This is a genomic window from Methanohalobium sp., assembly GCF_018609725.1.
GTDB lineage: Archaea > Halobacteriota > Methanosarcinia > Methanosarcinales > Methanosarcinaceae > Methanohalobium.
In genome coordinates this window covers 21,934-47,404 of record NZ_JAHENT010000084.1, presented here as the reverse complement: position 1 = coordinate 47,404, position 25,471 = coordinate 21,934, and the positions used below count along the sequence as shown (strand labels likewise).

Genomic DNA, 25,471 nt, shown 5'->3' with positions numbered 1-25,471 from the left:
TCAGGCTTTACCCCTGGACTCTCCGAATACTACGCCTGTGGCTATAAGGTGCGCTACTCTTAAAGGTTCAGGGATGTTACTTCTTGTAGATGTTTGCTGTACAATACGGCGAGCATCTTCTTCTTCTATCCCCGCCCACTGGATGTATAAAGGGCTGGCTCTCTGGTCGGCATAAGTGGTTACTTCTGCAATTTCTCCTGCCTTTTTAATAATATCCATCCGTTTCTCTGGTTCTGGGAGATATTTAAGTGCTGATTCTATCTTTTTAAAATCAGGGTACTTACGCATTATAGCTACCACCGGCAAACCTGTCTCATCGTTTAGCTTTACAATATCAATGGGATTGAATCCGCCAAATGTTATACCATCAAGCATGATTACCCTGAGTTGTACAAAGTGTTTGCTCGGTTTAACCATCTGTATTATAGTATCTGTACCATCCATACCGTCACGGGTAATTTCAGAACGCAGTACACCATCCAGCCAATCACCACCCCGAAATACTGCTCCAACTATCATTATCCTGTCACTAAGAAGTGCAGAATCATCAATTCCCAGTACCCTTATCTCGGATTTTATATGAAGTCTGGTGTTTTTATCAGATATATTTCCCACTCCATTATACTTTCAAGTTAGAAAAAGATGCATCTACAAAACCAAGAAAATAACATATTATTGCTTTCTGCTTTATACGTGGAGAGAAACTTATTTTAGAATATTAACAATCCTACAATAATAGTTATAATCCACATTGCAAACATAACCCACATTACACTTCTCAGGGTTGCCGGAGATACTTCGTCTGAAGCCATATTATACCTGTAGTAGATTTTATAATATACTTTTAAATCTTATATCTATTTAGATACATAAAAATTGTGATTTGTAGCAATAAATACAAAATTAAAAGACGATTTACTTCATTTTAAATGAGAAACTAAATAAGGAAATTAAACCATAAAAGTACACGAGGTTAGGTACATGGGTAATGTATACATCAATATTAATTACAGCCCGGAAACCTGTGGCTGGTGCAGAGGAACCGGTAATGACAGGAGCACTCATGAGCGACCATGTCGAATTTGTGAAGGACTTGGAAGTGTACTGGTTGCACAACCGGCTAACAGCTGTGCATGGTGTGACGGAAACAGTGTGGACAGAATAGACACCGATAAACCCTGTAGGTCATGTGACGGCACAGGATGGGCGCATTCACTGGCTAACGAAATGTAAAAATAGGAAAAATGATTAACTTACAGTAAATTTTTGTTTAAGAACCATTTTTATAATAAAAGCATATTTTTCTTTCAAATAATATACTGTAGGTGACTTGTAGTCCTTTTTATACGACTGGATTATGCCCAATTTGGATTGTATATACCCCACCATTGATGCAACCGAATTCCGGGATATATTATATTTGGTTGTTATGATTGAATACAAATCATCAATAGTTAATTTATTTTTATTTAAAAACACACATAGTATATTACTGCGAACTCCATCTTCATCCTTTTCGATAAACTTCTGCAATCTATGTTTTATTTTAAGCTGGAGAGAATCCATAAAACAACACCTGACCACTACTATTGGATATTATTACATTAGTTACCTGTGATATAAATAACTCTATGGAAAATAGTTCAGTAGTAAATACTACTAATACAGAATCGTATAAATAGTTAATTTCAGTTTATACCATAGTCTAATTTATTGATGAAGTAAAAAAAAGATTAGAAAAATAACCAGAGGTTAATATTTAGCCAAACATTCCCTCTGGCTGTATTTCAACAGATTCATTTCCAGAATTCATAACTTTGTCTACAGCTTTCAAGAAATCATCCGTTTCTACGGATTCCTTATCATTACGTACAGCAAGCATTCCAGCTTCCATTGCTATAGCACTCAGGTCTGCACCACTTGCTCCTTCAGTAAGATTTGCAAGCTTTTTGAAATCTATGTTATCAGAAACAGCCATGTTTCTGGTATGTATCTGCAATATGTTTTCTCTGGATTCAACATCTGGCATCGGTACTGTTATCACCCGGTCGAATCTACCGGGTCTAAGTATTGCCGGATCAAGGACGTCAGACCTGTTGGTAGCTGCGATAATTCGGACATCTCCTCTTTCATCGAATCCGTCCATTTCTGCCAGAAGCTGCATCAATGTCCTCTGAACTTCCCTATCCGCTCCATTGGTATCGTTCAAACGTTTTGCAGCTATAGCATCAAGTTCATCGATGAATACTATACTCGGTGCTTTTTTGCGTGCCATTTCAAAAACTTCTCGTACAAGTTTTGCACCTTCACCGATATATTTCTGGACAAGTTCAGAACCTACCACTCTGATAAAACTTGCATCGGTTCTGTGAGCAACAGCCTTTGCAAGCAGGGTTTTACCAGTACCTGGTGGTCCTGCAAGCAAAATCCCTTTCGGAGCAGATATTCCTATTCTTGCAAAGGATTCTGGTTTTGTAAGTGGATATTCTACAGATTCAATTATTTCTTTTATCTGTTCATCCAGTCCACCTATCTGGTCATAATCCACTTGCTGGGAATCAATAACTTCCATAGCAGATACCATTGGTTCTTCTGTGGACTGGACTACATCAACAACAGCAAATGTCTGCTGGTTAAGTGCTACTGTTGTTCCTGGTTCTATTTCTTCATCTTCCAGGTATTTGGACATACTGACCATAAACTGCGGACCGGTGCTGCTTCTTACCATCAGTTTACCGTTATCAAGTACATCCATTACTGTTCCAATAATTAATGGGGATGATTTTAACCGGTCAATTTCAGCCTGTAATTTGCGAACTTCACGTTCGTATTTGAGCTTTTGATTTTCAACATAACGTTTTTCAGACTCAATTTGATTGTACTGCTCATTGAGACGACTGTTTCGATGCTCAAGTTGTTTCATGCGATCCAGTAGATATTTGGAAAAGTCCCCCTCGCTATCAGCCAAATATTCATAAGAATTTTCGTTTTCATCAAATTTGTCTTTGTTGATATTGTACTTGTAATTATTCTCATTCATATTTTCTTCAGTAATTTCGTATTTATTTTCATCTATGTCTTCATTAGTAGTCTCGCTCATAAAGCTCTATTTATTATATAAGATTAGACGATATATATCCCTTTCGAATGGTTTCTAACAAATATTCATGATGAATTATGTTATTACGAGGGGACATATTTATATTACTCGGTAGAAAATTTCACATTAAGCTCCGATTATTATTTAAGTATATACGTAATATACCCTTTTTAGTGGATTTTGAGAACGTTTGTAGAGTTGATACGAAATGCAAACAACACAAGTACAATGCGAAATATGTGGTACAGAAATCAAAGGCAAACCTACTAAAGTAAATATTGAAGGAAGCGAACTTGAAGTTTGTTCAACATGTGCACAGTATGGCACAAGCGTTGATACCAGAACACAAACAAAACAACAAACAGAAACCGGTAAAAAATCGGCTGCCAAAAAAACCGAGAAAAAACCAGCTCCTAAAAAAACCAAGTTTGAAGGTCCAACATATGATCTGGTAGAAGATTATGACCAGATTATAAGAGACATAAGAGAACGTCTTGAATGGACACAGGAAGAATTGGCTGCCAAAATAAAAGAAAAAGAATCACTTATCAAAAAGATAGAACGTGGGGATATCACTCCTGAAGATTCTGTACGCAAAAAGCTTGAACATGCTCTCAATATACAGCTTACTGAAAAGGTTGAAGATGTCGATACTGGCGAAGATAATAAATCCAAAAATACCACACTTGGAGACATTGTAAAAATAAAACGTGAGTGATTACAGGTTTTCAAAAAGTTTATCAGATTGTTTACCTCTCAATTATTTTTAACAAATTTTTTGCTTCAAATTTTAAAAGGTATTGATATGGGACTAGAAAATAAAAACATAGGATTAATAGGTACAGGAAAAATGGGGAGTTCCCTCATTCGCGGAATCCTGAAATCAAATATCGTTGACAGCAGTAATGTTTATGCAAGTGACGTATACAACCAGTCACTTGAAAATTTACAGAATGAATTGGGGATTAATGTATCCAATGATAATAAACAAACAGTCATAAATTCTGACATAATCATCCTTGCTGTAAAACCTCAGGTAATAAGAAAAGTGATTGCAGGGTTTAAAGATGAAATGACTGAAGATAAACTGGTTATATCGATTGCTGCTGGTGTCCCTATATCAGAAATTGAGGATGAACTGGATTCTGGTTCTAAATTAATAAGGGTCATGCCAAATATTGCTGCAACTGTTGGCGAATCTTCTTCTGCCATATGTCCCGGAGAAAATACAACAAATGAAGATGTTGAAAACGCCCTTGAAATTTTCAAAACTGTCGGAACTGCACGTGTTGTATCTGAAGACCTGATGGATGCTTTTACAGGTGTATCTGGAAGCGGACCTGCATATATATTCCCTGTTATTGAAGCAATGGCAGATGGTGCCGTATATGAAGGACTTGACCGGAAAAACGCATTGACGTTTGCAGCCCAAACAGTACTTGGTGCTGCCAAGTTGGTTCTTGAAACCGATTCTCATCCTGCAGAACTAAAAGATATGGTCACCTCTCCAGGAGGTACTACTATAAGAGGAGTTCATGAACTCGAAGAACATGGCATAAGATCTGCGTTCATGGATGCAGTTATAGAATCATCCAGACGTTCAAGAGAACTGGGTAAATGATTGTACATTTTTTACCTGATAGCAAATAACATATAAATTCAGGGCAAAGATTATTATAGTGAAAACATATTATAAGATAATAATAAAACATGTATGAGATATTTTTATTTTGGAAGTGGGGAAAATGAAATCATTTGCAGTAATAAGAGGGGACAACACAGACAAGGTAAAAATCGCCCTTCATGATCTGGAACAATATGGCAAATTCCAGTTCCAGGCTAAACCCAAACAGATAGAACCAGATTATGCAGACCACCTCCTTGTAAGTGTTTTAAGAGTCCCCCTAAAAGCCAGGTGCAAATCTGCTGCACTTGTAGAGTTAGATGACAATGCTGGAGCAGTAATCAGTAGACTAAAGAAAATACATCCACCAGCACATATTGTTATTGTCAGTCCCAGACATGAAGCATATAATGAACTGATAAACAAGTCCAAAAATTATCCAGTTTTTGACAGAGGTTTTAATAACAAACGCGAATCTAAACCTATGAACATGTGATTATCATCGATATGAACGGTGATAATAATATTCAAATTCATCTGCAATGTCTGCAAAATCTGATGTACTGCCCGCTATACTCCTTAATTTAACCACATATGTATACAGGCTTTCAATATCCTTTATTTCTTTTTTTACCAGTGATTTAAGTTGTTCACGTACCTCTATATCATAATCAGCATCCATCGTTTGCAGGTATTCTGATAATTTGGACGCAACAATTTCACCCCTGCGATCCCAATCGGTTAATATCACTACGCTTTTTCCAGTATAAGCGACATTTTCCGAAAAGTCCAGTAGTGATTTGTTGGATACTGTTTCAATATCACCATCAATCCCGAGTTTTTTCAGTGAACGTATATCACGTTTGCCTTCTACTACTAAAATATCTCCTTCTTCCGAATGCTGAAAAAGTTCATCAAGAATTTGTTCAATTTGCTCCAGATGTTTTCTGTATTCAAAAATGGAGTTTTTAAGGTTGTTTTGATTGTGCATATCAATCGTTTGTTAGCCAATTTATATAGAATACTTGAAAATTGAATAAATGTATATACTTGTGATTATAGATTCCATAGTTTTTAAATGTTTCAGAAAAATATTATTAATATTTAGTTCACAACAATATTAAAAATCGTAACACTTAGTATTTTATTATTAAATTAAAAATAAGAAAAGGAGTTTTTATATGAGTTTTGAAAAAGCAGTAGAATTTCACGGTCATCAATGTCCAGGACTTGCAATTGGATATAGAGTAGCCCAAATAGCCCTTGATAAATTCAAAAACCGATCAGAAGATGAAGAACTAGTTGCCATAGTGGAAAACAATTCATGTGCAGTAGATGCAATACAGGCGCTTACAGGATGTACATTTGGTAAAGGGAATTTTGTATTCAAAGATTATGGGAAACATGTGTACACATTCATAAAAAGAGAAGATGAAAAAGGTATAAGGATTTCACTCAAACCCCATAATGAACCCGCCAGCGAACGTCATCTTGAAATTTTTAAAAAAATACAAAACAAGAGAGCAACTGAAGAAGAAATCAGAGAATTTAGAAAAATCCATGAACAAAAAACCGTTAACATACTGGAAGCTCCAGAAAATGAACTTTTCCACTTCGAAAATGTATCAGCTAAAGCTCCACAGAAAGCACAGATATTTGAAACAGTCATATGTGATGAATGCAGGGAAGGAGTTATGTCATCCAGAACAAAAACCATCAATGAAAAATGTGTTTGTATACCATGTTATGAGGAATTATGTTGATATTCTAAATTAAATCCTACTGAAATATAGGAGACGAACCAAATGAAATATGAACCAATAGGAGTGATTCATACAGATTTAAAAAAACGTGAGGAGAGCCCCATACAACCAGCAGGTGCCAGAGGGATAAATGGTTATATAGAAATTTATCCCGAATATGAAAAAGGATTAGAAGACCTCGAAGGATTTTCACATATATATCTTATATATCATTTCCATTTGTCCGATGACTATTCTCTATCTGTTAAGCCATTCATGGACTCCAAAAAACATGGGTTATTCGCAACAAGAGCTCCAAAACGACCTAATCCCATAGGAATTTCTGTAGTTCGTGTTGTAGATGTTGATAAAAACATTGTACATATTAAAGATGCCGATATTGTCGATGGTACACCTCTTTTGGATATCAAGCCCTATGTACCAGATATGATTGTAGATGATAAAAAAGATATTAAAATCGGTTGGCTGGAAAACAATATACATAAAGTTAAAACAAAAAAATCCGATAGCAGATTTACAGAATAATTAATAAAGTAAAAAATCAAATTTACACTATATTCATACGAGGTAAATTATGACAGACGAAGATTTTGAACCGATATGCGAAATCTCTGAACAATTCAGAAATTATTGCAATCAAATGCTTGAAAGTGAATATGACCCAAAACCCAGTAAATACATATTCAATATTTTACAGAATCAGAAAACAATTGTTATGGCTGCAAACCCCAGAATAGGTCTGGTTACAAGAGGAATCTTGCGCGCAGCCAAGGATGCGGATGCTCCCATAATACTGGAGCTTGCAAGGTCTGAATGCAACCTTGAAAATGGATATACAGGGTTATATCCTTCTGATTTTTCAGAACAGTGTTATCAGGCAGCAAAAGATGTAGGGTACGATATATGGGCATTACATGCCGACCATATTGGTATCAAAAAAGGTGATAGAGAAGACATAGAAAAAACAAAAGAATTAGTAAAAGCCCAGATAGATGCAGGATACACATCTTTTGCTATTGACGCATCACACCTTTTCAATTTCCAAGGTGGAGACCTTCGTGAAGAATTGAAAGATAATATAGATGCAACAACTGAGATTGCAAAATTTATAGAAGAAAAGATGGTTGACAGAGAATACGGGCTTGAAGTAGAAGTAGGAGAAATTGGAAGGGAAGACGAGCATGGAAGAGTGCTAACCAAACCGGAAGAAGCTGTTACATTTATCAAAGCACTAAATGAAAATGGAGTTTATCCACAAGTACTGGCGATAGCAAACGGAAGTGCTCATGGAAACACCTATGATTCACAGGGCAAACTCATAGAACAGGTATCAATCGACATACCCCAGACCATAAAAGTGGCACAGGCTTTAAAAGAGAATAACCTAAAAGTTAGAATAGCACAACACGGGATTACTGGTACACCACGTGAACTTATACATGACCATTTCCCACATGGAGAGATAATAAAAGGAAATGTGGGTACTTTCTACATGAACCTTGTATGGGATGCTTTCAAACTTTTTGAACCCGAACTATATAACGATATCTGGAACTGGACAGTAGAAAACTACAAACAAAAATCACCGGAAAAAACAGACAGCGAAATATTTGGCAAATATAGCAAATTCGCAATCAAACAATTCTTTGACAGAATATATTCTGTAAACGAGGATACAAGACGAGCAATCGATGCAATGGCTTATGCCGAAACGCTCTATTTCCTGAAAGCTTTCAATGCTGAAAGAACAGCCAATATTGTCAGAGATGGCATAGAATAAATACAGAAATAATTCCAGTTTTTAGCTGGAATTTATTTTTACAATATATCATTTAACCCCTGATTTAAGTATTGATACAGCATTATCATAACTTAATCCTTTGATACTAACCGATTTCTGACTGCTTTTTTCGCCACTGGTAATTTTTATATTCGATTTATTAACCCCGAAAAATTCTGAAAAGTTTTCAATTAACTGATTATTAGCTTTCCCACTCTCTGCCTTCTGGGTAAGTTTTACTTCTATGCGGTTTCGCCACTGATTGTAATTATCAGGTACACTAATAGTTTTAGAATTGGGAGTCACAGATATATCAATAACAACCAAATTATCTGATTCTCTTACAGCATCTTCAAGTGACATATCCACACCAGAAAAAATTGTGAGATTTTATGATAATGCTGTAACCCGACGCACTAACTCCGGAATATCATCCTCTGGATTTTCCGCTGTCAATTCCAGTTACCCCTCGTGACGGGCATTGTCGCATTATCATATTGTCGCGTATTGGGGTTATCTGTACACTCACAGAAAGGCTTGTTTAAAGCCCTAATCTCATGCAAGGAACTTTACAATACGCGATTACTATTATTGTGTAGAAAAATATAAACTTAACGTTAGAAGTAAATTCCATCGAAGATTGCATAATGTTTGAGAACCTGTCCCGGACATATAAACCAAAGAGGTGACATTATATTTGTCGATAACGATAAAGATTATGACCGCATTATGAGGAAATTTAAAGCTCATAATATCCAGAAAAGATTGTTTTAACCAAAGCAAGCAGACTCTAAAAGCTCGGGCTATAATCAGTAACTTCAATATTATGTATAATCATATCCATTTCTGTTAATAAAAATACCAAAAATGTAAAAACTATTTTAATAAACACAAAAAGATTTTATAATAAAAATAGAATAATAAGAGTCAGTTGCGGGACAATTAGACCCCACTAGCCAACAACCCCCTCTACGTCTTTCTCAGGATTTGGTGCTATTTTTATTGTCCCGCAACACCTACAGTATAGATTATATTAACATGTATATAAAATCAATGTCGACAGAATTTTTTTAGATTTATCAGTTCTAACCCTTTTTCCTCTGGAATAAGTGAACCCAGAACACTAAGATGTGGTTAGGTTCCCGATTTTTAACATTAGAATTTATGTTGAACTTGTTCTAACAATTAACTATATTAATTATTATAACTACTCATATATGATTTCATGTCAGGAGAACAGGTAATATCTGGCACCATTCTGGCTGGTGATGAACTTGAGCTAATTGATGGCTATATCTGTATCAAAGAGGGGGTTATAAAAGAAATAGGGGAAGAAAAACGCGAAACAGACAATATTATCGCTCCTTGTTTTGTAAACGCTCATACACATATCGGAGATTCTGTATTCAAAGACCCACCTCTAGGGAGATACAGAGGATATAGACTTGAACGAGATCTTGATTTACTGGTAAAACCACCCGATGGTCTCAAACATCAAATTTTACACAGGACTTCATACAACAAACTCGTGGAGAGTATGAAGTCAAGTATAAAAGATATGATTAACACTGGTACAGGTGCATTCGCAGATTTTAGAGAAAGCGGTGTGACAGGAATACAGGCATTAAAAGAAGCCATTGATGATACAAACATTGACAACATTATTCTTGGGAGACCCACAGATACCGAAGGTCCTGAAAGTAACGCCATATCTGAAATAGACAGAATACTAAAAAACACTAAAGGACTGGGAATCAGCGGTGTTAATGATATGGACATGAAGTTATTGGAAAAAATTAGCGATTATACCAGAAAAAACAAAGGGCTTTTTGCTATTCATGCTGGTGAAAAACAGCGTTCTGATATATCAGAGGCATTGTCCCTTAAACCTGATTTAATGGTACACTTAACCCATGCAAACCGTCAGGACCTTAAGGATGTATCCGATGAAAACATACCAGTAGTTGCTTGTCCTCGTTCTAATTTTACAACCGGTGTTGGTATGCCGCCTGTTGCAGATATGCTTGAAGAGGAGATTAATGTGGCTATAGGTACTGATAATGTCATGCTAAATTCTGTAAACATGTTTGCAGAAATGGAAACGTTATCAAAATTGTTTGGAATAGAAGACAGACAAGTATTTAAAATGTGCACTCTTAAGGGTGCAACAGCTTTGGGACTTGAAAAAACCGGTTCAATACAGGAAGGAAACCTTGCAAGTCTCATGGTACTTAACGGCAAATCCAATAATCTATCAAACATCAACAATCCGGTTAGCGGAATTGTCAGACGTGGGAGACCTGACGATATACTATCAATAATCCGTGCATAAAGGAGAACAAAATATGAATAGTGATTTATACAAAAAAATATTGATTGCTACCGATGGTTCAGAACAAAATCAAAAAGCGATTGAATACGGAGTTGACCTTGCAAAAATCAGCAATGCAAAGGTTTACCCTGTCTATGTAGTTGATACTGCTGCATTTTCATCTATCCCTATGGATTCAGGCTGGGAAATGATGTATGATCTTATAAAAAAGGAAGGTAGAGAAGCAACCGATCAAGTAGTAAAATTGGCGGAAGAAGCCGGACTTGAATGTGAACCTACTATCCTTGAAGGCCATCCAAGTCATGAAATAATCGATTTTGCCAATAACAATGATATAGATGTTATAGTAATGGGAACTTTAGGTAAAAGCGGTCTGGATAAATTTTTGCTTGGTAGTGTTGCAGAAAAAGTTATACGTAATTCTCCTGCACCTGTGCTGGTAGTAAGAGGAGAAGAAAAGAAGGAATAAATAATTAAATAAAACGGAGGTTTCGAGGAAACGATGCCAAAAAATACCAAAATAAGAGACATAATGATTAAAGATGTTGCATATGCAACAATTCCCGGTTCACGGGAAGAAGTTCTTGAAATATTAAAAGATAAACAGGTTTCCGGGGTACCTGTTATCAAAGAAAATAAAGTAGTGGGGATTGTCAGTCGCAATAATTTGCTCAAATATCCTGAAGAGGAACAGCTTGCTCTTCTTATGACAAGAGACCCTGTTACTATTTCATCTGACGTTGATATAACAGTAGCTGCAAGACTACTCCTTGACCACAACGTTCGCAGGTTGCCTGTTGTAGATGAAGAACAGCTTGTAGGACTTGTAACCATTGCAGATGTGGTTGGAAGCATGGCTGACCTTAATATAACTGACCAGATTGATATGTATCTTAATGACGGACTTGTTCCTGTATGGGATGAAACTCCGCTGCCTATTGTGGCAAAAATCATGGAATTTTCAAATATGAATGTATCTCCAGTACTGGACAAAAGTCTCGGTTTTGTGGGATTGATTTCTGATAGAGATATTATAAGCGCCAGTATTATTGAGGATTCAGTAGAAGTATCGGACATGTCAGCAACTGCAGAAGATGAAGATGAATGGACATGGGAATCAATAAGAGATACTATGAGTATCTACTATAGTGTTTCAAGAATAAAAGCACCAAATGTAGCCACCAGCGAGATAATGGTTACTGATTTAATCACAGCCACTCCCATGTCAGGGGTAAGTGAATGTGCACTGTCCATGAAACGCCATGACATCGATCAGATACCTGTTATCAATGGTAATGGTGACTTACTAGGACTTCTCAGAGACCGCGATCTGTTAAAAGCGTTACTGGAACACTGACCATTGAATTTAGTCGTTGACAACTTATGAATGAAAAACGAACCAATACCTGTAATAGACCCTTTATTTTTCTAAATGCTGCTGTATCGGCAGACGGAAAAATATCCACAAAAGAACGCAAGCAGGTCAAGATATCAGGAGACAGTGACTTTGAACGCGTTGATGAGCTTAAAAAGGACTCTGATGCAGTAATGGTAGGTATCGGAACGGTACTTGCTGATGACCCAAGCCTTACCATAAAATCCGAAAATCGAAAAAAATACCGAAAGGATAATGGTTTTGATGAAAACCCTGCACGTATAGTTGTAGACAGCAATGGAAGGACACCTATAGATGCTGATATTATTAAAAAAGGCGAAGGAAAACGAGTAATTGCTGTCTCAAAATGTGCACCAGAGGAGAAGATAAAAACACTGGAAAAAAAAGCAGAGGTTATTGTTGCCGGTAATGATAAAGTTGACCTTAAAATACTGGTTGAAAAATTAAAAGATATGGGGATTGAAAAACTGATGGTTGAAGGGGGATCCAACTTAAACTGGAGCCTTTTATCCCTGAAACTTGTAGATGAAATCCATGCTTTTATTGGCAATCTCATTATAGGTGGGTCTACCGCACCAAGCCTTGTTGATGGTTCAGGATTTCCAGAAATAGATATGCTTAAATTAAAACTTGTAGATTTTGAGCAGATGGATGAAGGTTTATTGGTTAGATGGCAAGTCAAAAACAGTGAAAAATCTGAATGCTTTTAATTTTTAAATTAAGTTTCATATAGACAAAAATTTTGTTCGGTTTTGCCAAATACGCACAAAAAATTTAAACCTACAAAATAATAAATCAAATAAAAATCACAAACTTAGTGGTGGTGGGTATATGAAAAAACTCGTATTATTCACAATTTTATCAATATTTATACTATCTACAATAGGTTGTATTGAAAGTGATAATGGTGCTGATAATAACAATAATGATTACTCATCCGGCGGTTCAGATAGAGTTACCAGCATCCAGCAGATAAACAAAACAATTGAAAACAATTCAGTTTTGATTGAATTCGGTGCAGAATGGTGCTCTGCATGTGACAGACAAAGACCCATCATTGAAGAAATCGCAAATGAATACAAGGAAAAAGCAGAGGTAATGTACGTAAATGTGGATATGACACCAGATATTGCCAAAAGATTCAATATCCATTCAATACCTGATTCTGTTGTCGTTGTTGATATCAATAGCGGTGGAGAATATGTATACATGACAGAAAACGGTGATACAACCATCCAGCGCGAAAAAGCCAGATTTTTAGGTGTCACTCAAAAACAAAGACTTGTAAAAACACTTGAATATGCAATTGAAAACAGAACCGGTTAAATATGGATTTTATAACATCTGCCTCAACAGCCGGTCCTGCTGCAGCGTTTGTTGCAGGGATTGCCAGTATCATTTCACCGTGTGTTCTTCCTTTATTACCTGCAATACTTGCATATTCCAGTAACAGTGGAAAATACAGACCAATTGCCATTATACTGGGATTATCGATATCCTTTACCTTAATGGGAATAATAACATCGGCATTCAGTGCTGGTTTTCAGGCATACAGAGATTATATTTACCTTGTTGCTGAAATAGTCATTATAGGACTTGGACTGGTGATGTTGCTTGAATTGAACATATTCAATAATGCATTACTGGATAAATTCTCCAGTAAACGTTTAAACGATAACGGATTATTGGGTGGATTGGTTCTGGGCATATCTCTTGGGATTATATGGATTCCATGTGTAGGACCTATACTAGGAGCAATTCTCACTATGGTTGCTGTAGGTAGCAATATCATTCAGGGAGGATTTTTACTTTTAATATATTCGATGGGATTTGCAGTTCCGATGCTGATAATAGCCTACTCTGCAAACATAACAACATCAAAACTTGGTAAAATTTCAAAATATGGAATTCATGTGAAAAAAACAGCTGGAATAGTGCTGATATCAATCGGAATCTGGATGATTTACACCAGTCATATTACAACCTATATGCTGTGATTATTCACATTCTTGTTTTTCGCGTGAAATCGAAACCAGTTCATTAACACACGCTACTGCAATTGGAGTTCCACCTCTTGTACCTTCACAGGTAATTGATGGTACATCCATATTCCGAACCATTTCCTTTGATTCGGCTGAATTTACAAATCCTACAGGTGTACCCACTACAAGTGCAGGACGTACACCATGTTCTATTAGTCGGCAAACTGTTATCGCGGCAGAAGGTGCATTCCCGATTGCTATTATAGCCCCATCAAGTTCATCTTTACATTTTAGAAAACCTGCTGCAGTCCTTGTAATACCATATTTATGAGCAATTTCTGCATCTTCATCCCTATCAAGAACACATATCACATCACAGTTGTGTCCTTTTGTAGTGATGCCTGCCTTAACCATCCTGATATCTACAAATATAGGAGAGCCTTTTTTAATGGCATCAACTCCTGAGTTAATAGGGTCGCCTTCAAATTTCATGATTTCTGCAACTGAAGGGTCTCCAGTGGATATTACACATCTTTGACGTACTCGGTCTTCAGGTATTTCATCTCCAACTATTTTACGTGCAATATTGCGGCTTGTCATGTAGATAGCTTTTGCTTCTTTAGTTTGTGCACCACTATCATTACAGATTTCTACAAGTTCAGGGTCAATATCGGTAGTGAATTCCACAAATTCATCCAGACTGTCGTCCCCTGAATCATCTTGTGGATTTTTATTTTTAGTATTCATATTTTCTGTGATACCCCCTTGGGGTTATAATTCTATCTGAACCGCTTTGGCTCCAGATACGTGATTCACTGTTGCCAACAAGTACGGTGGTACGCATATCCACCCAGTCTTCATAATCCAATACATTATCAAGTGTTGTTACAATATAATCCTGTTTTTCATCACGAAGTGCATTTTTTACAAGTCCCACAGGTACAGAACCATCTCTATATTGCTTGATGATTTCTATGGCTCGTGAAAAATTAGAGTTCCGTTTTCTGCTCTTGGGATTATATAAAGATATAACAAAATCTGTGGATGCTACTGAATCAAGACGTTTTTCTATCATGTCCCATGGAGTGAGCAAATCACTAAGACTTATAACAGCAAAATCATTTACAATCGGCGAACCCAGAATACTTGCAGATGCTGTTATGGCAGTTACACCAGGTACTATTTCAACCTCTACATCCTGTTTGGCATTTTCTGCAACCTCAAGAACCAGACCTGCCATTCCGTAGATATTGGCATCTCCACCACTTACCATGGATACAACTGAACTTTGGGCAAGTTCAACTGCCCTGCTGGCACGGTCTACTTCTTTACCCATAGAGCTACGTATTATTTCCTGAACGTTCAACAAACTTTCAATCTGGTCAAGGTAAGTACCGTTGCCTATAACATAGTCCGAATTTTGAATTACATCTCTGGCATGTATTGTTAAATGTTCTACTGAACCCGGACCAATCCCTACTACATAGAGCTTACCATGTTTATTCTCCGATTGCGATTGTGACTCTGCCATATTTTTTCTTCCTTAACAACAATTCCTTTTTTTCCGAAAGCGCTATTGCAGATGGTTCTGCAACTCCATCAAGCCCGAACCGGCTTGCCTGTGATTTTGTAGGTGATTTGTATTGATTGAGTATATCATGAGATATAAATTGAATTTTTATATCCATTATATTCGCAGCATCCAGTAGACCGGTTTCGTTTTCTTTCATTTTAGCGGATGCCATGAGTGATACATCATCCAGATTATAACCTGACTCATTCAATGCTTTTGATACGGCATCAATGACTTCCTGAGTTGTTACATCCCTGCGAGTTCCGATTCCAATTACCAGTGTCAATTTTCATCCTGCCTTTTCTTTTTAAGTACAGAAACATCATCATCAACCTTTACTATCTTGGGACCTCTAAGTTCAAGGACTTCTACATCCTGCTCGAGTAGCGCACAGTTAACTGTCTTAGTGGAGTCTTTATTCACTATGTCGCATCCCATAGATGATGCAATTCCTTCCACTGAATATTTCTGGTGGACTTCTGTAGCGGTAGTAATTACAGGAACCGCCCCAAGATATGCAATCCTGCGTGCTGTGTCATTGGCTCCATGATGTCCGCCCAGCAAAGGTATGGCAAATGATAGATTTGAATCCACTACCACTACAGCCGGGTCAGTCCATTTATCCTTTAACAAGGGCGCAATATCTCTTACAACAATACCTGTTGCAAACACTGCTACAATTATATTATATTCTTCAAACGCTTTTTTAAAAACGTCTTTGTCATATATAAGTACATCTGCATTTAAATGGTCAGCTATACGCTGTGCAATTTCAAGATTTCTCTGGAAAGTTATCACAGCGGTTCCTGTGGTACTCCGTATAGGTACGACCTCCTGAACTCGATGGGGTCTACTACTCCACCAATGATAATCATTGCAGACCTTTTGATACCCGCGTCTTTTACTTTCTGTGATATATCCGATACAGTTCCTTTGATAACTTTCTCATCATCCCATGATGCATGATATATAACAGCCACAGGTGTATCTGAAGGGTAATCCACTTTTTCCATTATCTGATCGATTTTTTGAGTTCCAAGGAAAATTGCCATGGTTTCATGATGTTTGGATAATTCATTGATTTTATCCTCATCAAGTGTTTTACCTGCTGGTCGGGTAATAATCAAACTATCAGACACCCCGTTTAAGGTCATCTGGGTCTTAAGCGATGATGCGGATGCAAAAACTGACGATACACCCGGTATAATTTCCACATCTATGTCGTGTTTTTTCAGTTCATCCATTTGTTCCAATATCGACCCGTAAAGGGAAGGGTCACCACTGTGCAGGCGAACTACTATTTTATCGGATTTAACATCATCAACTATCTTTGAGGTGATTTCATCAAGGGTCATCCCGTAACTGTCCACCATTTCACCATTTGAATAGTCAAGGATTTCAGGGTTTACAAGCGAACCTGCATATATTACTGTATCCGCATTTTCAAGGAGTTCTTTGCCCTTGACTGTGATTAATTTCGCATCACCGGGACCTGAACCCACAAAATATACCTTATTATCATTCATTATTATTCACCTGATTGGATTTTCTACCGTACATGATACTAAAATAGTTACCTTTCTCGGGTATTTTATCTACATCCTTGATGACAACCTCATTGTCCATAAAAAGACGCTGTGCAAAAGCAAAATCATTAAACCCTTCTTTTCGCATCTCTCCCATTATTTCTCTGGGTTTTTTTGCCTTCAGAACAACCTTTGAATCAATATCAGAACCGTCATTCACTTCAAAAGAAGAATAAACAGGTGTTCTGGTTCTGGATGCAAACGCTGTGATGGAACTTATACCGGGTATTGTATCAGTTTCCACTTCTGGATAGAGTTTGTTCAAAACACGTTCAAGATGGGAAAAAGTTGAGAAGAAATTCGGGTCGCCGATTAACCCAAAAGATACCAGATTGTCCCTTGCATCTTCTGCAACAATCTCTGCATTTTGTTTCCAGACATCATTTAAAACATCGTAATCCTTCAACATGGGGAATTCAAGTATTTCAGGGTCTGCATACGGTTCTACCAGTTCAGCAGCAAGTCTGCCTGGTACATAGACCTTGGAACTCTTTTTCAGGGTATCTACCGCTTTTAATGTCAGAAGTTCTGGGTCTCCAGGTCCTAATCCTACTCCTATTAGCATTGTAATCTCTCTGGGAATTTCATTTATTATTGATTTAGTCTGGATTGTGATTTACCCACTATTATATAAACAGGATTATCAGGTTTAAACATGGTTTCACCTGCAATGGGTGTCCCGCGTGAAACCGACAGATGCAGCACTTCATCAAATATATCCATATCATGCATTTTCTGCATGGCTTTAACAACGGTTTCCATCCGCACTGCGTTTATTACAAGGTTTTTTACACCCTTGTCTACAAGTATTTCAAGTACCTGATTGATGTTTTTTGTGCCTCCTATAAAAGCACAATCTATTGAATCAATGTCTGTATTCTCGGTTAAAACCTTAGAAGATTCACCATGAATCAGGTTTATATCCTGTAACTGATACGTCTCAAAATTTTGGGCTGCGGTACCAATTGCTTCAGAACGTGAATCAATTGCATAAATTTTAAGTCCCTGTCTCATTTTAGATGCCTCTATAGATACAGCACCTGTACCACAGCCCAAATCTACAAATGTATCTCCGTCATGCAAATCGAGTTTGGATAAAGATACAGAGATAACTTCCGGTTTTGTTGGACCACCACTGATATACAGTAAATTAGACAATATTTCACCTGGTTAAAGTTAAATAAACTCGAATCTACTAAATATAACTTGTTACACATAAAGTTTATTACTTGAAGGTAGTGATGAATGAAACCAAAAACTAATGGCGATACAAAAAGCTTGCTTATACTGGGAACCGCGTCACATGTAGGTAAAAGTGCTATAGTAACCGCGTTATGCAATGTATTTTCCAGAAATTATAGAGTAGCACCTTTTAAAGCCCAGAACATGAGTCTGAATTCATGGATTACAAAGGACGGTAAAGAAATTGGTATTGCACAGGCAATACAAGCTAAATCTGCAGGAGTTGAACCGACTGCAGACATGAATCCCATCCTGCTCAAACCCAAGGGTGATCGACAATCCCAGGTTATAATTCTTGGAGAACCGTATGCTGATAAAACCGCAGGAGAATATTACGATTCTATTGAAGATACTCATGAAATATTAAAAGGGTCTCTGGATAGATTGGGTGATGAATATGAAATCATAGTGATGGAAGGTGCTGGTGGTGCTGCTGAAATCAACCTTTATGAGAGGGATGTTGTCAATATAGGCACTGCAAGGGCTACAAATGCACCAATTATACTTGTAGGAGATATTGAACGTGGTGGTGTGTTTGCAAGTCTTTACGGCACTATTGAACTCCTTCCAAAAGATGTTCGCAAAAGAGTATCAGGTTTTATTATAAACAAATTCAGAGGTGACCCGGAAATCCTTAACCCAGGTCTTGAGGAACTGGAAAAACGAACAGGTATACCTGTTCTGGGAGTGTTGCCGTTTTCAAGTATTAAAATTCCATCTGAAGATTCAGTATCCATCAATGACAAATCAAATAACAATGATAGCAGCAATGATGTAGAAATTGCAGTTATAAGACTTCCAAGGATTTCAAACTTTACCGATTTTGAGCCGCTGGAGAACCTCGCCAAAGTAAATTATGTAGATTTAGAAGACAACCTTGGCAACCCCGATGCTGTTATCATACCCGGTACTAAAAACACTATCAGTGATTTTGTAGACCTTAGAGAAAGCGGGATGTATGACCAGATTAAAAAACTACACGGAAAAATACCAATTATTGGAATATGCGGCGGATACCAGATGCTTGGAACAAAAATCCATGATTCAGGTGTCGAAGGTGAACAAAAAGCAGAGTACGAGGGTTTGGGATTACTGGATATTGAAACCATATTTGATGCCTACAAAAAGACAACTGTGCAGACTACAAAAACCGTAACATGTGGCGGACCAATGCTGGAACCTATCAAAGGAGAGAAAATATCAGGATATGAAATCCATATGGGTAATACCACTTCACAAAATTTTGTTTTTGAAGATGATGGATGCATGGATGATACTGGACTTGTATTTGGAACTTACTTGCATGGTTTATTTGAAAATGAAAACATCAGGAACTCGTTTGTCAGATACCTCTGTGAGAAAAAAGGGCTGGAATTTAAGCCACAAAAAATTATATCACAACAAGAAGCCTATAATATGCTGGGAGATATGGTCTCTGACGGACTGGACATGGAAAAATTATACGACATTCTGGGTATAGGCTCTGGTAAGGTTTAAGCAAAGATATTAATATAAAACAAAACCAATCGGGATTACAATGACTGAGGATTTAGATAATAAAAATAACACAGATTCTAACAACGAAAATATGTACAAAAACGTTAATACCAGTGACCTTTGCAATTTCGGCAATGGACTTGATACTATAGCATCACCTTTTACAGGTTTGATAGCAGGTATCGAATATACACCACATAAAGCACAGGGATTACAGAGCCCTTCAGAAATGTGGATAGATAAAAACAACCTCTACGATAACATTGGATATAGTAATCCTAATGAAAATGAAGATACTGATAAAACTGGTGAGTGCAACAAATTAAACGGACTTTTTACTATGGGTAGAGGACTTGAAACACTTGAATCTCCTGTTACAGGTATTGTCACCGGTTTTGATGACATCCACGCCCAGGGGCTTCATAGTGCATCTGATATGAGGCTCGATAGTGATGGTGTCACCAATATAACAGAACAAAACCCATATGTTAACCAAGAACACCCAGAATATAGCGAGACCAAAAATAATGATTTAAAGGACAGAGATATTAACCAGTTTGATTCTCTTGGTTCTCAGGAGAATATCACATCCAATACCATAAGTCGTGTGCAACATAAACCCTCTGGGTTGCAGAGTCCATCAGAGATGTGGATTGACAAAAGCAAACTGTTATCTGACGGCATAAAACATGACAAAATAACAGAAAAATATCTTGAAAACCTGGATTGATTTTCATTTTTCAAAATTTAGACAGGGGAGTGGGATTATATGGCTCAACTTGAACAGGAAAAATTCTGGAATTATGATAATTTTGTAGTAATCACCGATAAAACCAAACCAGCAATGAAATTAACCATAAAAGAACTTGGCAACCGAAACAAAAATATCAGTGTGGTTGATTTGTCTGATAAACCCGACCCAGATACATTAAAAAATATTTCAGATATTCCTGATGACATGGAGAACGCAGTCATAGGCACGACAAAATACAATCCGGCTGATTTTATCAATACTTTACAAGACAAAGGTGTCAAAAGGGTATGGATCCACTGGAGAACCGGTACTCTCGAACTTGATGAAGCATCCAGAAAATCGGAAATAGAATTTATAACAGATAAATGCCCGATGATGTATATGGGAAGCCCTTTCAGCATCCATGGATTACATAGAAGTATAGCAAAACTTACCGGTAAATATTAACAAACATTCTCATATCCTGAATCAGTGTTTATACGTACATCATTCAAATAATTACAGGCATATTCAGAAAGTCCCAAGATTTCCTCTCTTTCCAGCGGTTTTATACCATGCAAATCCGAATCCTTTGAATGCCCAGGAAGTCCTCTCTGGATAACATAGGGTACATCTTTAGATAGATATTTGGATATCCATCCAGATATTTTTGTTATGTCATCGAAGTTACCTATAAAATCACGAATCACAGTGGTTCGAAGTTCAAATTCAACCCCATTTTCATATAATATTTTTAAAGATTCAGCCACTCTGCTTACAGGTTCTGGATAATCTGGACTATTATAACCCGATATTTTTCTGTATAAATCCACATCATCAAGAGGAGCTTTTAAATCAACAAAGAATTTATCAACTTTGCCCTCATCAACAATTTCTTTTATACGTTCCGGATAAAAACCATTTGTGTTGATACCCACAAGCAGGTTATTATATTTAGCAAAACCCGCTAAATGTTTCAAGGCATCGGGTTGCATGAACGGTTCCCCACCTGTAAACACTACATTGTCCACAAAAATTTTGGATTTGTTGATTTGTGATTCGATTTCACCGAAATCAACTGGATTAGAACCGAACAAAAGTTCATGGTTGTGGCAGTATGGGCATCTAAAAGGACATCCTCTAAAAGATATAACGATTGACACCCTTCCGTGCCAATCGATAGTAGATATCGGTACAGTTCCACCATGGTTTAATTTCATAATAACACTTAATATTTAGACCATATCCACAGAAGCGTAACGTTTACGGTCTTCAAGCTCCTGTTTTTTAGCTTCGTTCCAGCCACCTACAGCCTGTATATACCCTGTTACTCTGGATAGGAATTCTACATTACTGGATTCACAATTTGGACAGTTGTCCTTGAGACCATCTGCAACATGGAAATCATCCATACATACTGTCATATCTTTTGTAAATGCAAAGTATCCAGTCTGGGTATTTTTCGCGATGTTAAGTGCAAACTGTTTCAAACCTTTAGGATCCGGATGTGCTTCGCCCATCCAGATGTGCATTATGTTTCCACCATCTACAATCGGAAAGAACGTATGTTCGTAGTTGATTCTGTCAATTATAGACAAGTCTGCACTGGGTGGTATATGTATACCATTTGTGTAATAGATTGGTAGGTCATGGTCTTTGTTGAGTTTCTGTTTGGCTGATTCAACATCACCTTTAATTACCTGTTCAGCTTTATTCGCAAAGCCTTTCTGGAGGAGGTCAGCCACTGCAAATCTTTGACCTGTGGTTTCTGCAGGTGTCCTTGCAAGTGCAATTTGCATACCGTATTTGTTACTGAGATCTTTTGCATACATCTCAAGTTCAGTCATTACACGAACAGCCAGTCTGAAAGCTTCCTTTGATTCATGTAACTGGCAACCTGTGTGATATTGAACCATTTCATTGATTCCGATAACACCGATGGTATATACCAGACTGTCAGTATCAACAAGTATTGAACCTTTTTCACCTGTTATCGGGTCTTTGGGTCTCTGGGATGCAAAAGGCATTCTGTTGTTGTCTATTATATAATCCATCCATTGTTTTTTAGCAAGGAAAACTTCTACACTTCTGTTCATCAGACGTTTCAGGTCGCTTATGAGTGCATCATAATCACCATCAGCTCTATATGCAGACCTTGGACAGTTAAGGGTCAATACCTGCCATGCGCCCATAGAGAAGTGTTTACCTTCTTTGAAATACAGTTTATCTTCAAAATCCGCATCGTTGTCTTCATCTGCAGAGAACTGGTATGCACAGCACTGGTAACAGGATATACCTTTGCCTGCGCCTCTGTATGCTGGTATCTGGTTATCAAAATAAGGTGTACCAAACTTGGCTGCCAGTTCAAATGAGAGGTCGTATAAATCCTCATATGTCGGGATTTCAGGGTGTTGTTTGTTGAATTCTTCATCTTCTTCCATGAACTGCGGCTCTATCGAAATTTCTGGTTTCGGGAAGTTGAAGGGTTTGCCCCAGTAATCACCATCTAACATTACTTCCATCAACGCTTTGAAAGTGAGCCTTACTTCTCTCTCGAATTCACCATATGTTCGGTGTTCTGCGTAGTTTCCGTCATGCACTGTTCCGTGTGATACGACAGGTTTGTCTACCCAAAGTTCCGGTACACCAGGCGATAATTGTACAGATGAGAACACAAGCTGTCCACCACGTGCAACCATCATCTGTGTCATTTCATAGACAAACATCTGCATGAGCTGTTTGATTTCATTGTAACCCTTGTTTTCCATGTATGGTGCAAGGAAAGTAAGGAAATTATAGAATCCCTGACCACCGGCGAAATTTGTTTGGGCACTCCCAAGTGCTTTGACTGCATGCAAAACTGCAACTTCCGCATTTTTGGCAGGACCTGCAACGCTTGCTTTGGTACCTGAACCGTCGGGCATCAATCCGTAGTAGAAGAAATAACGCAAATCATGGTCCTGGCAGAAAGGTCTTGTTCCGAAGTATTCAAGATCATGGATATGAAGGTCTCCGTTGAGATGGAGGTCTGCTAGTTTTGGTGGAAGCATCAGAGTATACTGTTCTTTGGATATTTTATCGGCTTTCTTTTTATGGGAGGTTTCAGCGTTATCCTGCAGGTTTGCGTTATCATTAGCTTCAAAACCTGCACCGGTATCAATTTCAAATGCATCATAAACTGGTGTACCCACTCTGGTACAAATATTTCTCCATTCAACATGACCCTTTTCGATGAGTATGGTATTCACGATTTCACGGATAAGAGGGCCTGATAAAAATTGAATATTCATGCTTCTAATCCTATCTTCAGCAAGGTCTGCGATTTCTTTTGCATCTTCATAGGATACCTGATAGATGTTGAAGAATTTCTCAGCCAGTTTAGTTTCTTTTGTCAATTGTTTAATAATCACGTTTTTGTCCCAATCAACCATGTACCCCTCGGTAGTTCTTACCTTGGGCATTTCTGGAACAATATCCCCATCAAGTGTTTGCTGGACACCCTGTTGTTGTCCCCGGGAAAATGATTCAGAATTTTCCGTTTTTGATTTTAGTTTATATGCCTCCATCGTAAAATCCTCCCATCTAATTTTATAATATATCACTTATTGCGTTACTGTCTACTTCTCCCCCATCGAACAATTCATCATTTGTGAGGAATTTATCACCGATTTGCAGAATTGGAGCAGTAACATCGAATACTCCATTAACTCTTAATTCTGTCAAGGCTTCGGGAGTGGACATATCCGCTTCTTTGAAAGCTATATTATTGGACTTTAATAGTTTTTTCAACTGCTCGCATTTAGGGCAGGTTTCTGTTGTGTAAATAATAATTTCAGACAAATATACACACCCTTTAATATAATTTTATTTTTATATACTGATATTTTGCGGCACCGAATGGTGGTTTCGAAATGCTCAAAATATATGGTCAATAGGTTTTATACTCGAATTCATGACATTTATTCGTAGTAAATAATAGAACGAATTACAGTTTAATAATGCTTTTCCATTTCAAATTTGAATACTAAAAATATTAATGGATACAAATCAGTTGCAAATATGATAACAAATATGATAACATAAAAAAATATTTTAAAATTTGTGGTCAGAGCATATATATCCAAAAGATGTATATTTCAATTATTGTTATTGTAGATTAGTTACATACAAATTTTAAAAAACGGGGTGTAAGAAATAAGCGTACGACTACCTTCTGGATGCAAACCATTGGACAACCTTCTTGGCGGTGGATTTGAAACCGGTATAGTATCCCAAGTATATGGAGAACCCGGTAGTGGAAAAACTAACCTCTGCATACAACTTTCTGTTGAGTGTGTGAAGCAGGGTAAAAAGGTCATATATGTTGATACTGAAGCTCTGTCTCCTGACAGATTCAAACAGATTGCAGGTGAAAACTCCAAAGAAATTGCACAAAACATCATAATCTATGAACCCTTCAACTTTGAAGAGCAGTATTCAGCAATAAAAGATACCGAAAAAATAAGTGAGGAAAACATCGGACTTATAATCGTAGATTCTGCGACCGCTTTCTATAGATTTGAACTTGAGAATGAGGATTCAAGTATTCAGAAAAGGCGCGAATTATCAAATCAGATAGGATATCTGCACGGACTTGCCAGAAAACACAGTTTATCGGTAGTTATCACCAATCAGATATATACCGATGCATCAACCGGAGAAGTAAAACCTATTGGAGGAAGCGGGATAGAACACCTGTCAAAAAATATACTACAGTTTGAATGTACAGGAAATAATAAAAGAAGAGCAGTTTTGCAAAAACACCGCTCTCGTCCAGAAGGTGAAACCTGTGAATTTATGATAGGTCCAGATGGCCTAAAATGA

At 37.3% G+C, this 25,471-nt stretch carries 32 protein-coding genes; 17 read left to right on the top strand and 15 right to left on the bottom strand.

Features of this window, described 5'->3' with window-relative positions:
* Positions 1-615, bottom strand: coding sequence for a DUF99 family protein (locus QZ276_RS05440; RefSeq protein ID WP_292485994.1), 615 nt, complete (start codon positions 613-615; stop codon positions 1-3).
* A 366-nt stretch (positions 616-981) separates the two neighbouring features.
* Between QZ276_RS05440 and QZ276_RS05435 the strand changes: the two genes are divergently transcribed.
* A complete protein-coding gene (locus QZ276_RS05435; RefSeq protein WP_292485992.1) occupies positions 982-1,233 on the top strand; it encodes a transcriptional regulator in 252 nt (83 codons plus the stop codon).
* A gap of 15 nt (positions 1,234-1,248) precedes the next feature.
* Here the strand turns inward: QZ276_RS05435 and QZ276_RS05430 are convergent, their stop codons facing one another.
* Both QZ276_RS05430 and QZ276_RS05425 read right to left on the bottom strand, forming a co-directional pair.
* Positions 1,249-1,566: a DUF2551 domain-containing protein gene (locus QZ276_RS05430; RefSeq protein ID WP_292485990.1), complete on the bottom strand. Its 318-nt coding sequence runs from the start codon at positions 1,564-1,566 to the stop codon at positions 1,249-1,251.
* A gap of 193 nt (positions 1,567-1,759) precedes the next feature.
* The gene (locus QZ276_RS05425) at positions 1,760-3,100 is read right to left on the bottom strand and encodes a proteasome-activating nucleotidase (RefSeq protein WP_292485988.1); all 1,341 of its coding nucleotides are present in this window, start codon (positions 3,098-3,100) and stop codon (positions 1,760-1,762) included.
* Between the two features lie 208 nt (positions 3,101-3,308).
* Here QZ276_RS05425 and QZ276_RS05420 point away from each other — a divergent pair, with 208 nt between their 5' ends.
* The 3 genes from QZ276_RS05420 (at position 3,309) to QZ276_RS05410 (ending at position 5,220) form a co-directional block, all read left to right on the top strand.
* Positions 3,309-3,818: a multiprotein bridging factor aMBF1 gene (locus QZ276_RS05420; protein ID WP_292485986.1), complete on the top strand. Its 510-nt coding sequence runs from the start codon at positions 3,309-3,311 to the stop codon at positions 3,816-3,818.
* A gap of 87 nt (positions 3,819-3,905) precedes the next feature.
* Positions 3,906-4,721, top strand: a complete 816-nt coding sequence (gene proC, locus QZ276_RS05415; RefSeq protein ID WP_292485984.1) for a pyrroline-5-carboxylate reductase — start codon at positions 3,906-3,908, stop codon at positions 4,719-4,721.
* Between the two features lie 124 nt (positions 4,722-4,845).
* Positions 4,846-5,220 carry a DUF356 domain-containing protein gene (locus QZ276_RS05410; RefSeq protein ID WP_292485982.1) on the top strand — a complete coding sequence of 125 codons (375 nt, stop codon included), beginning with the start codon at positions 4,846-4,848 and terminating at the stop codon, positions 5,218-5,220.
* Positions 5,221-5,223: 3 nt separating this feature from the next.
* Here QZ276_RS05410 and QZ276_RS05405 read toward each other — a convergent pair whose 3' ends face one another.
* Entirely contained in the window at positions 5,224-5,715 is a 492-nt protein-coding gene (locus tag QZ276_RS05405) for a toprim domain-containing protein (protein ID WP_292485980.1), read from the bottom strand.
* 190 nt (positions 5,716-5,905) lie between these two features.
* Here QZ276_RS05405 and QZ276_RS05400 point away from each other — a divergent pair, with 190 nt between their 5' ends.
* The 3 genes from QZ276_RS05400 to QZ276_RS05390 are packed head-to-tail and all read left to right on the top strand — an operon-like array spanning position 5,906 to position 8,267.
* Positions 5,906-6,487: an FmdE family protein gene (locus QZ276_RS05400; RefSeq protein ID WP_292485977.1), complete on the top strand. Its 582-nt coding sequence runs from the start codon at positions 5,906-5,908 to the stop codon at positions 6,485-6,487.
* 42 nt (positions 6,488-6,529) lie between these two features.
* Positions 6,530-7,012, top strand: coding sequence for a tRNA (N6-threonylcarbamoyladenosine(37)-N6)-methyltransferase TrmO (gene tsaA, locus QZ276_RS05395; RefSeq protein ID WP_292485975.1), 483 nt, complete (start codon positions 6,530-6,532; stop codon positions 7,010-7,012).
* A gap of 49 nt (positions 7,013-7,061) precedes the next feature.
* A complete protein-coding gene (locus tag QZ276_RS05390) occupies positions 7,062-8,267 on the top strand; it encodes a class II fructose-bisphosphate aldolase (protein WP_292485973.1) in 1,206 nt (401 codons plus the stop codon).
* A 48-nt stretch (positions 8,268-8,315) separates the two neighbouring features.
* Here the strand turns inward: QZ276_RS05390 and QZ276_RS05385 are convergent, their stop codons facing one another.
* Positions 8,316-8,630, bottom strand: coding sequence for a DUF167 domain-containing protein (locus QZ276_RS05385; RefSeq protein ID WP_292485972.1), 315 nt, complete (start codon positions 8,628-8,630; stop codon positions 8,316-8,318).
* A gap of 862 nt (positions 8,631-9,492) precedes the next feature.
* Here QZ276_RS05385 and QZ276_RS05380 point away from each other — a divergent pair.
* From QZ276_RS05380 to QZ276_RS05355, 6 genes are all read left to right on the top strand, one after another.
* Positions 9,493-10,599 carry an amidohydrolase family protein gene (locus QZ276_RS05380; RefSeq protein WP_292485970.1) on the top strand — a complete coding sequence of 369 codons (1,107 nt, stop codon included), beginning with the start codon at positions 9,493-9,495 and terminating at the stop codon, positions 10,597-10,599.
* 13 nt (positions 10,600-10,612) lie between these two features.
* On the top strand, positions 10,613-11,068 hold the full coding sequence (locus tag QZ276_RS05375; protein ID WP_292485968.1) for a universal stress protein: 456 nt from the start codon (positions 10,613-10,615) through the stop codon (positions 11,066-11,068).
* A 33-nt stretch (positions 11,069-11,101) separates the two neighbouring features.
* Entirely contained in the window at positions 11,102-11,956 is an 855-nt protein-coding gene (locus QZ276_RS05370; RefSeq protein WP_292485966.1) for a CBS domain-containing protein, read from the top strand.
* Positions 11,957-11,982: 26 nt separating this feature from the next.
* Entirely contained in the window at positions 11,983-12,705 is a 723-nt protein-coding gene (locus tag QZ276_RS05365) for a 2,5-diamino-6-(ribosylamino)-4(3H)-pyrimidinone 5'-phosphate reductase (RefSeq protein WP_292485964.1), read from the top strand.
* Between the two features lie 121 nt (positions 12,706-12,826).
* Positions 12,827-13,321, top strand: coding sequence for a co-chaperone YbbN (locus QZ276_RS05360; RefSeq protein WP_292485962.1), 495 nt, complete (start codon positions 12,827-12,829; stop codon positions 13,319-13,321).
* A gap of 2 nt (positions 13,322-13,323) precedes the next feature.
* A complete protein-coding gene (locus QZ276_RS05355; RefSeq protein ID WP_292485960.1) occupies positions 13,324-13,992 on the top strand; it encodes a cytochrome c biogenesis CcdA family protein in 669 nt (222 codons plus the stop codon).
* Here QZ276_RS05355 and QZ276_RS05350 read toward each other — a convergent pair whose 3' ends face one another.
* The 7 genes from QZ276_RS05350 to cbiT are packed head-to-tail and all read right to left on the bottom strand — an operon-like array spanning position 13,993 to position 18,294.
* Positions 13,993-14,724: a precorrin-8X methylmutase gene (locus tag QZ276_RS05350; RefSeq protein WP_292485959.1), complete on the bottom strand. Its 732-nt coding sequence runs from the start codon at positions 14,722-14,724 to the stop codon at positions 13,993-13,995. It lies immediately after the preceding gene.
* Positions 14,714-15,508, bottom strand: a complete 795-nt coding sequence (cobJ, locus tag QZ276_RS05345; protein ID WP_292485956.1) for a precorrin-3B C(17)-methyltransferase — start codon at positions 15,506-15,508, stop codon at positions 14,714-14,716. The genes QZ276_RS05350 and cobJ overlap by 11 nt, the downstream gene beginning before the upstream one ends.
* On the bottom strand, positions 15,477-15,836 hold the full coding sequence (locus tag QZ276_RS05340; protein WP_292485955.1) for a cobalamin biosynthesis protein: 360 nt from the start codon (positions 15,834-15,836) through the stop codon (positions 15,477-15,479). The genes cobJ and QZ276_RS05340 overlap by 32 nt, the downstream gene beginning before the upstream one ends.
* The gene (locus QZ276_RS05335) at positions 15,833-16,348 is read right to left on the bottom strand and encodes a cobalamin biosynthesis protein CbiG (protein WP_292485954.1); all 516 of its coding nucleotides are present in this window, start codon (positions 16,346-16,348) and stop codon (positions 15,833-15,835) included. The genes QZ276_RS05340 and QZ276_RS05335 overlap by 4 nt, the downstream gene beginning before the upstream one ends.
* A complete protein-coding gene (gene cobM, locus QZ276_RS05330; protein WP_292485953.1) occupies positions 16,345-17,076 on the bottom strand; it encodes a precorrin-4 C(11)-methyltransferase in 732 nt (243 codons plus the stop codon). The genes QZ276_RS05335 and cobM overlap by 4 nt, the downstream gene beginning before the upstream one ends.
* The gene (locus tag QZ276_RS05325) at positions 17,069-17,701 is read right to left on the bottom strand and encodes a cobalt-factor II C(20)-methyltransferase (protein ID WP_292485951.1); all 633 of its coding nucleotides are present in this window, start codon (positions 17,699-17,701) and stop codon (positions 17,069-17,071) included. Before QZ276_RS05325 ends, cobM begins: the two co-directional genes overlap by 8 nt.
* 26 nt (positions 17,702-17,727) lie before the next feature.
* Positions 17,728-18,294 carry a precorrin-6Y C5,15-methyltransferase (decarboxylating) subunit CbiT gene (cbiT, locus tag QZ276_RS05320; protein WP_292485950.1) on the bottom strand — a complete coding sequence of 189 codons (567 nt, stop codon included), beginning with the start codon at positions 18,292-18,294 and terminating at the stop codon, positions 17,728-17,730.
* An 87-nt stretch (positions 18,295-18,381) separates the two neighbouring features.
* Between cbiT and QZ276_RS05315 the strand changes: the two genes are divergently transcribed.
* The 3 genes from QZ276_RS05315 to QZ276_RS05305 are packed head-to-tail and all read left to right on the top strand — an operon-like array spanning position 18,382 to position 21,076.
* Positions 18,382-19,875 (top strand): cobyric acid synthase, encoded by a 1,494-nt coding sequence (locus QZ276_RS05315; protein WP_292485948.1) that lies wholly within the window; start codon positions 18,382-18,384, stop codon positions 19,873-19,875.
* Between the two features lie 40 nt (positions 19,876-19,915).
* Positions 19,916-20,605, top strand: coding sequence for a hypothetical protein (locus QZ276_RS05310; protein WP_292484177.1), 690 nt, complete (start codon positions 19,916-19,918; stop codon positions 20,603-20,605).
* A 39-nt stretch (positions 20,606-20,644) separates the two neighbouring features.
* Positions 20,645-21,076 carry a hypothetical protein gene (locus tag QZ276_RS05305; protein ID WP_292484176.1) on the top strand — a complete coding sequence of 144 codons (432 nt, stop codon included), beginning with the start codon at positions 20,645-20,647 and terminating at the stop codon, positions 21,074-21,076.
* On the opposite strand, the gene QZ276_RS05300 is transcribed toward QZ276_RS05305, so the two are convergent.
* Genes QZ276_RS05300 through QZ276_RS05290 form a run of 3 tightly spaced genes read right to left on the bottom strand, consistent with a single transcriptional unit; the run spans position 21,073 to position 24,448 of the window.
* Positions 21,073-21,828: an anaerobic ribonucleoside-triphosphate reductase activating protein gene (locus tag QZ276_RS05300; RefSeq protein ID WP_292484174.1), complete on the bottom strand. Its 756-nt coding sequence runs from the start codon at positions 21,826-21,828 to the stop codon at positions 21,073-21,075. The genes QZ276_RS05305 and QZ276_RS05300 overlap by 4 nt on opposite strands.
* A 15-nt stretch (positions 21,829-21,843) precedes the next feature.
* A complete protein-coding gene (gene nrdD / locus QZ276_RS05295) occupies positions 21,844-24,174 on the bottom strand; it encodes an anaerobic ribonucleoside-triphosphate reductase (RefSeq protein WP_292485946.1) in 2,331 nt (776 codons plus the stop codon).
* 22 nt (positions 24,175-24,196) lie between these two features.
* Entirely contained in the window at positions 24,197-24,448 is a 252-nt protein-coding gene (locus QZ276_RS05290) for a glutaredoxin family protein (RefSeq protein WP_292485945.1), read from the bottom strand.
* Positions 24,449-24,802: 354 nt separating this feature from the next.
* On the opposite strand from QZ276_RS05290, the gene radB reads away from it, so the two are divergent.
* Positions 24,803-25,471: a DNA repair and recombination protein RadB gene (gene radB / locus QZ276_RS05285; protein WP_292486030.1), complete on the top strand. Its 669-nt coding sequence runs from the start codon at positions 24,803-24,805 to the stop codon at positions 25,469-25,471.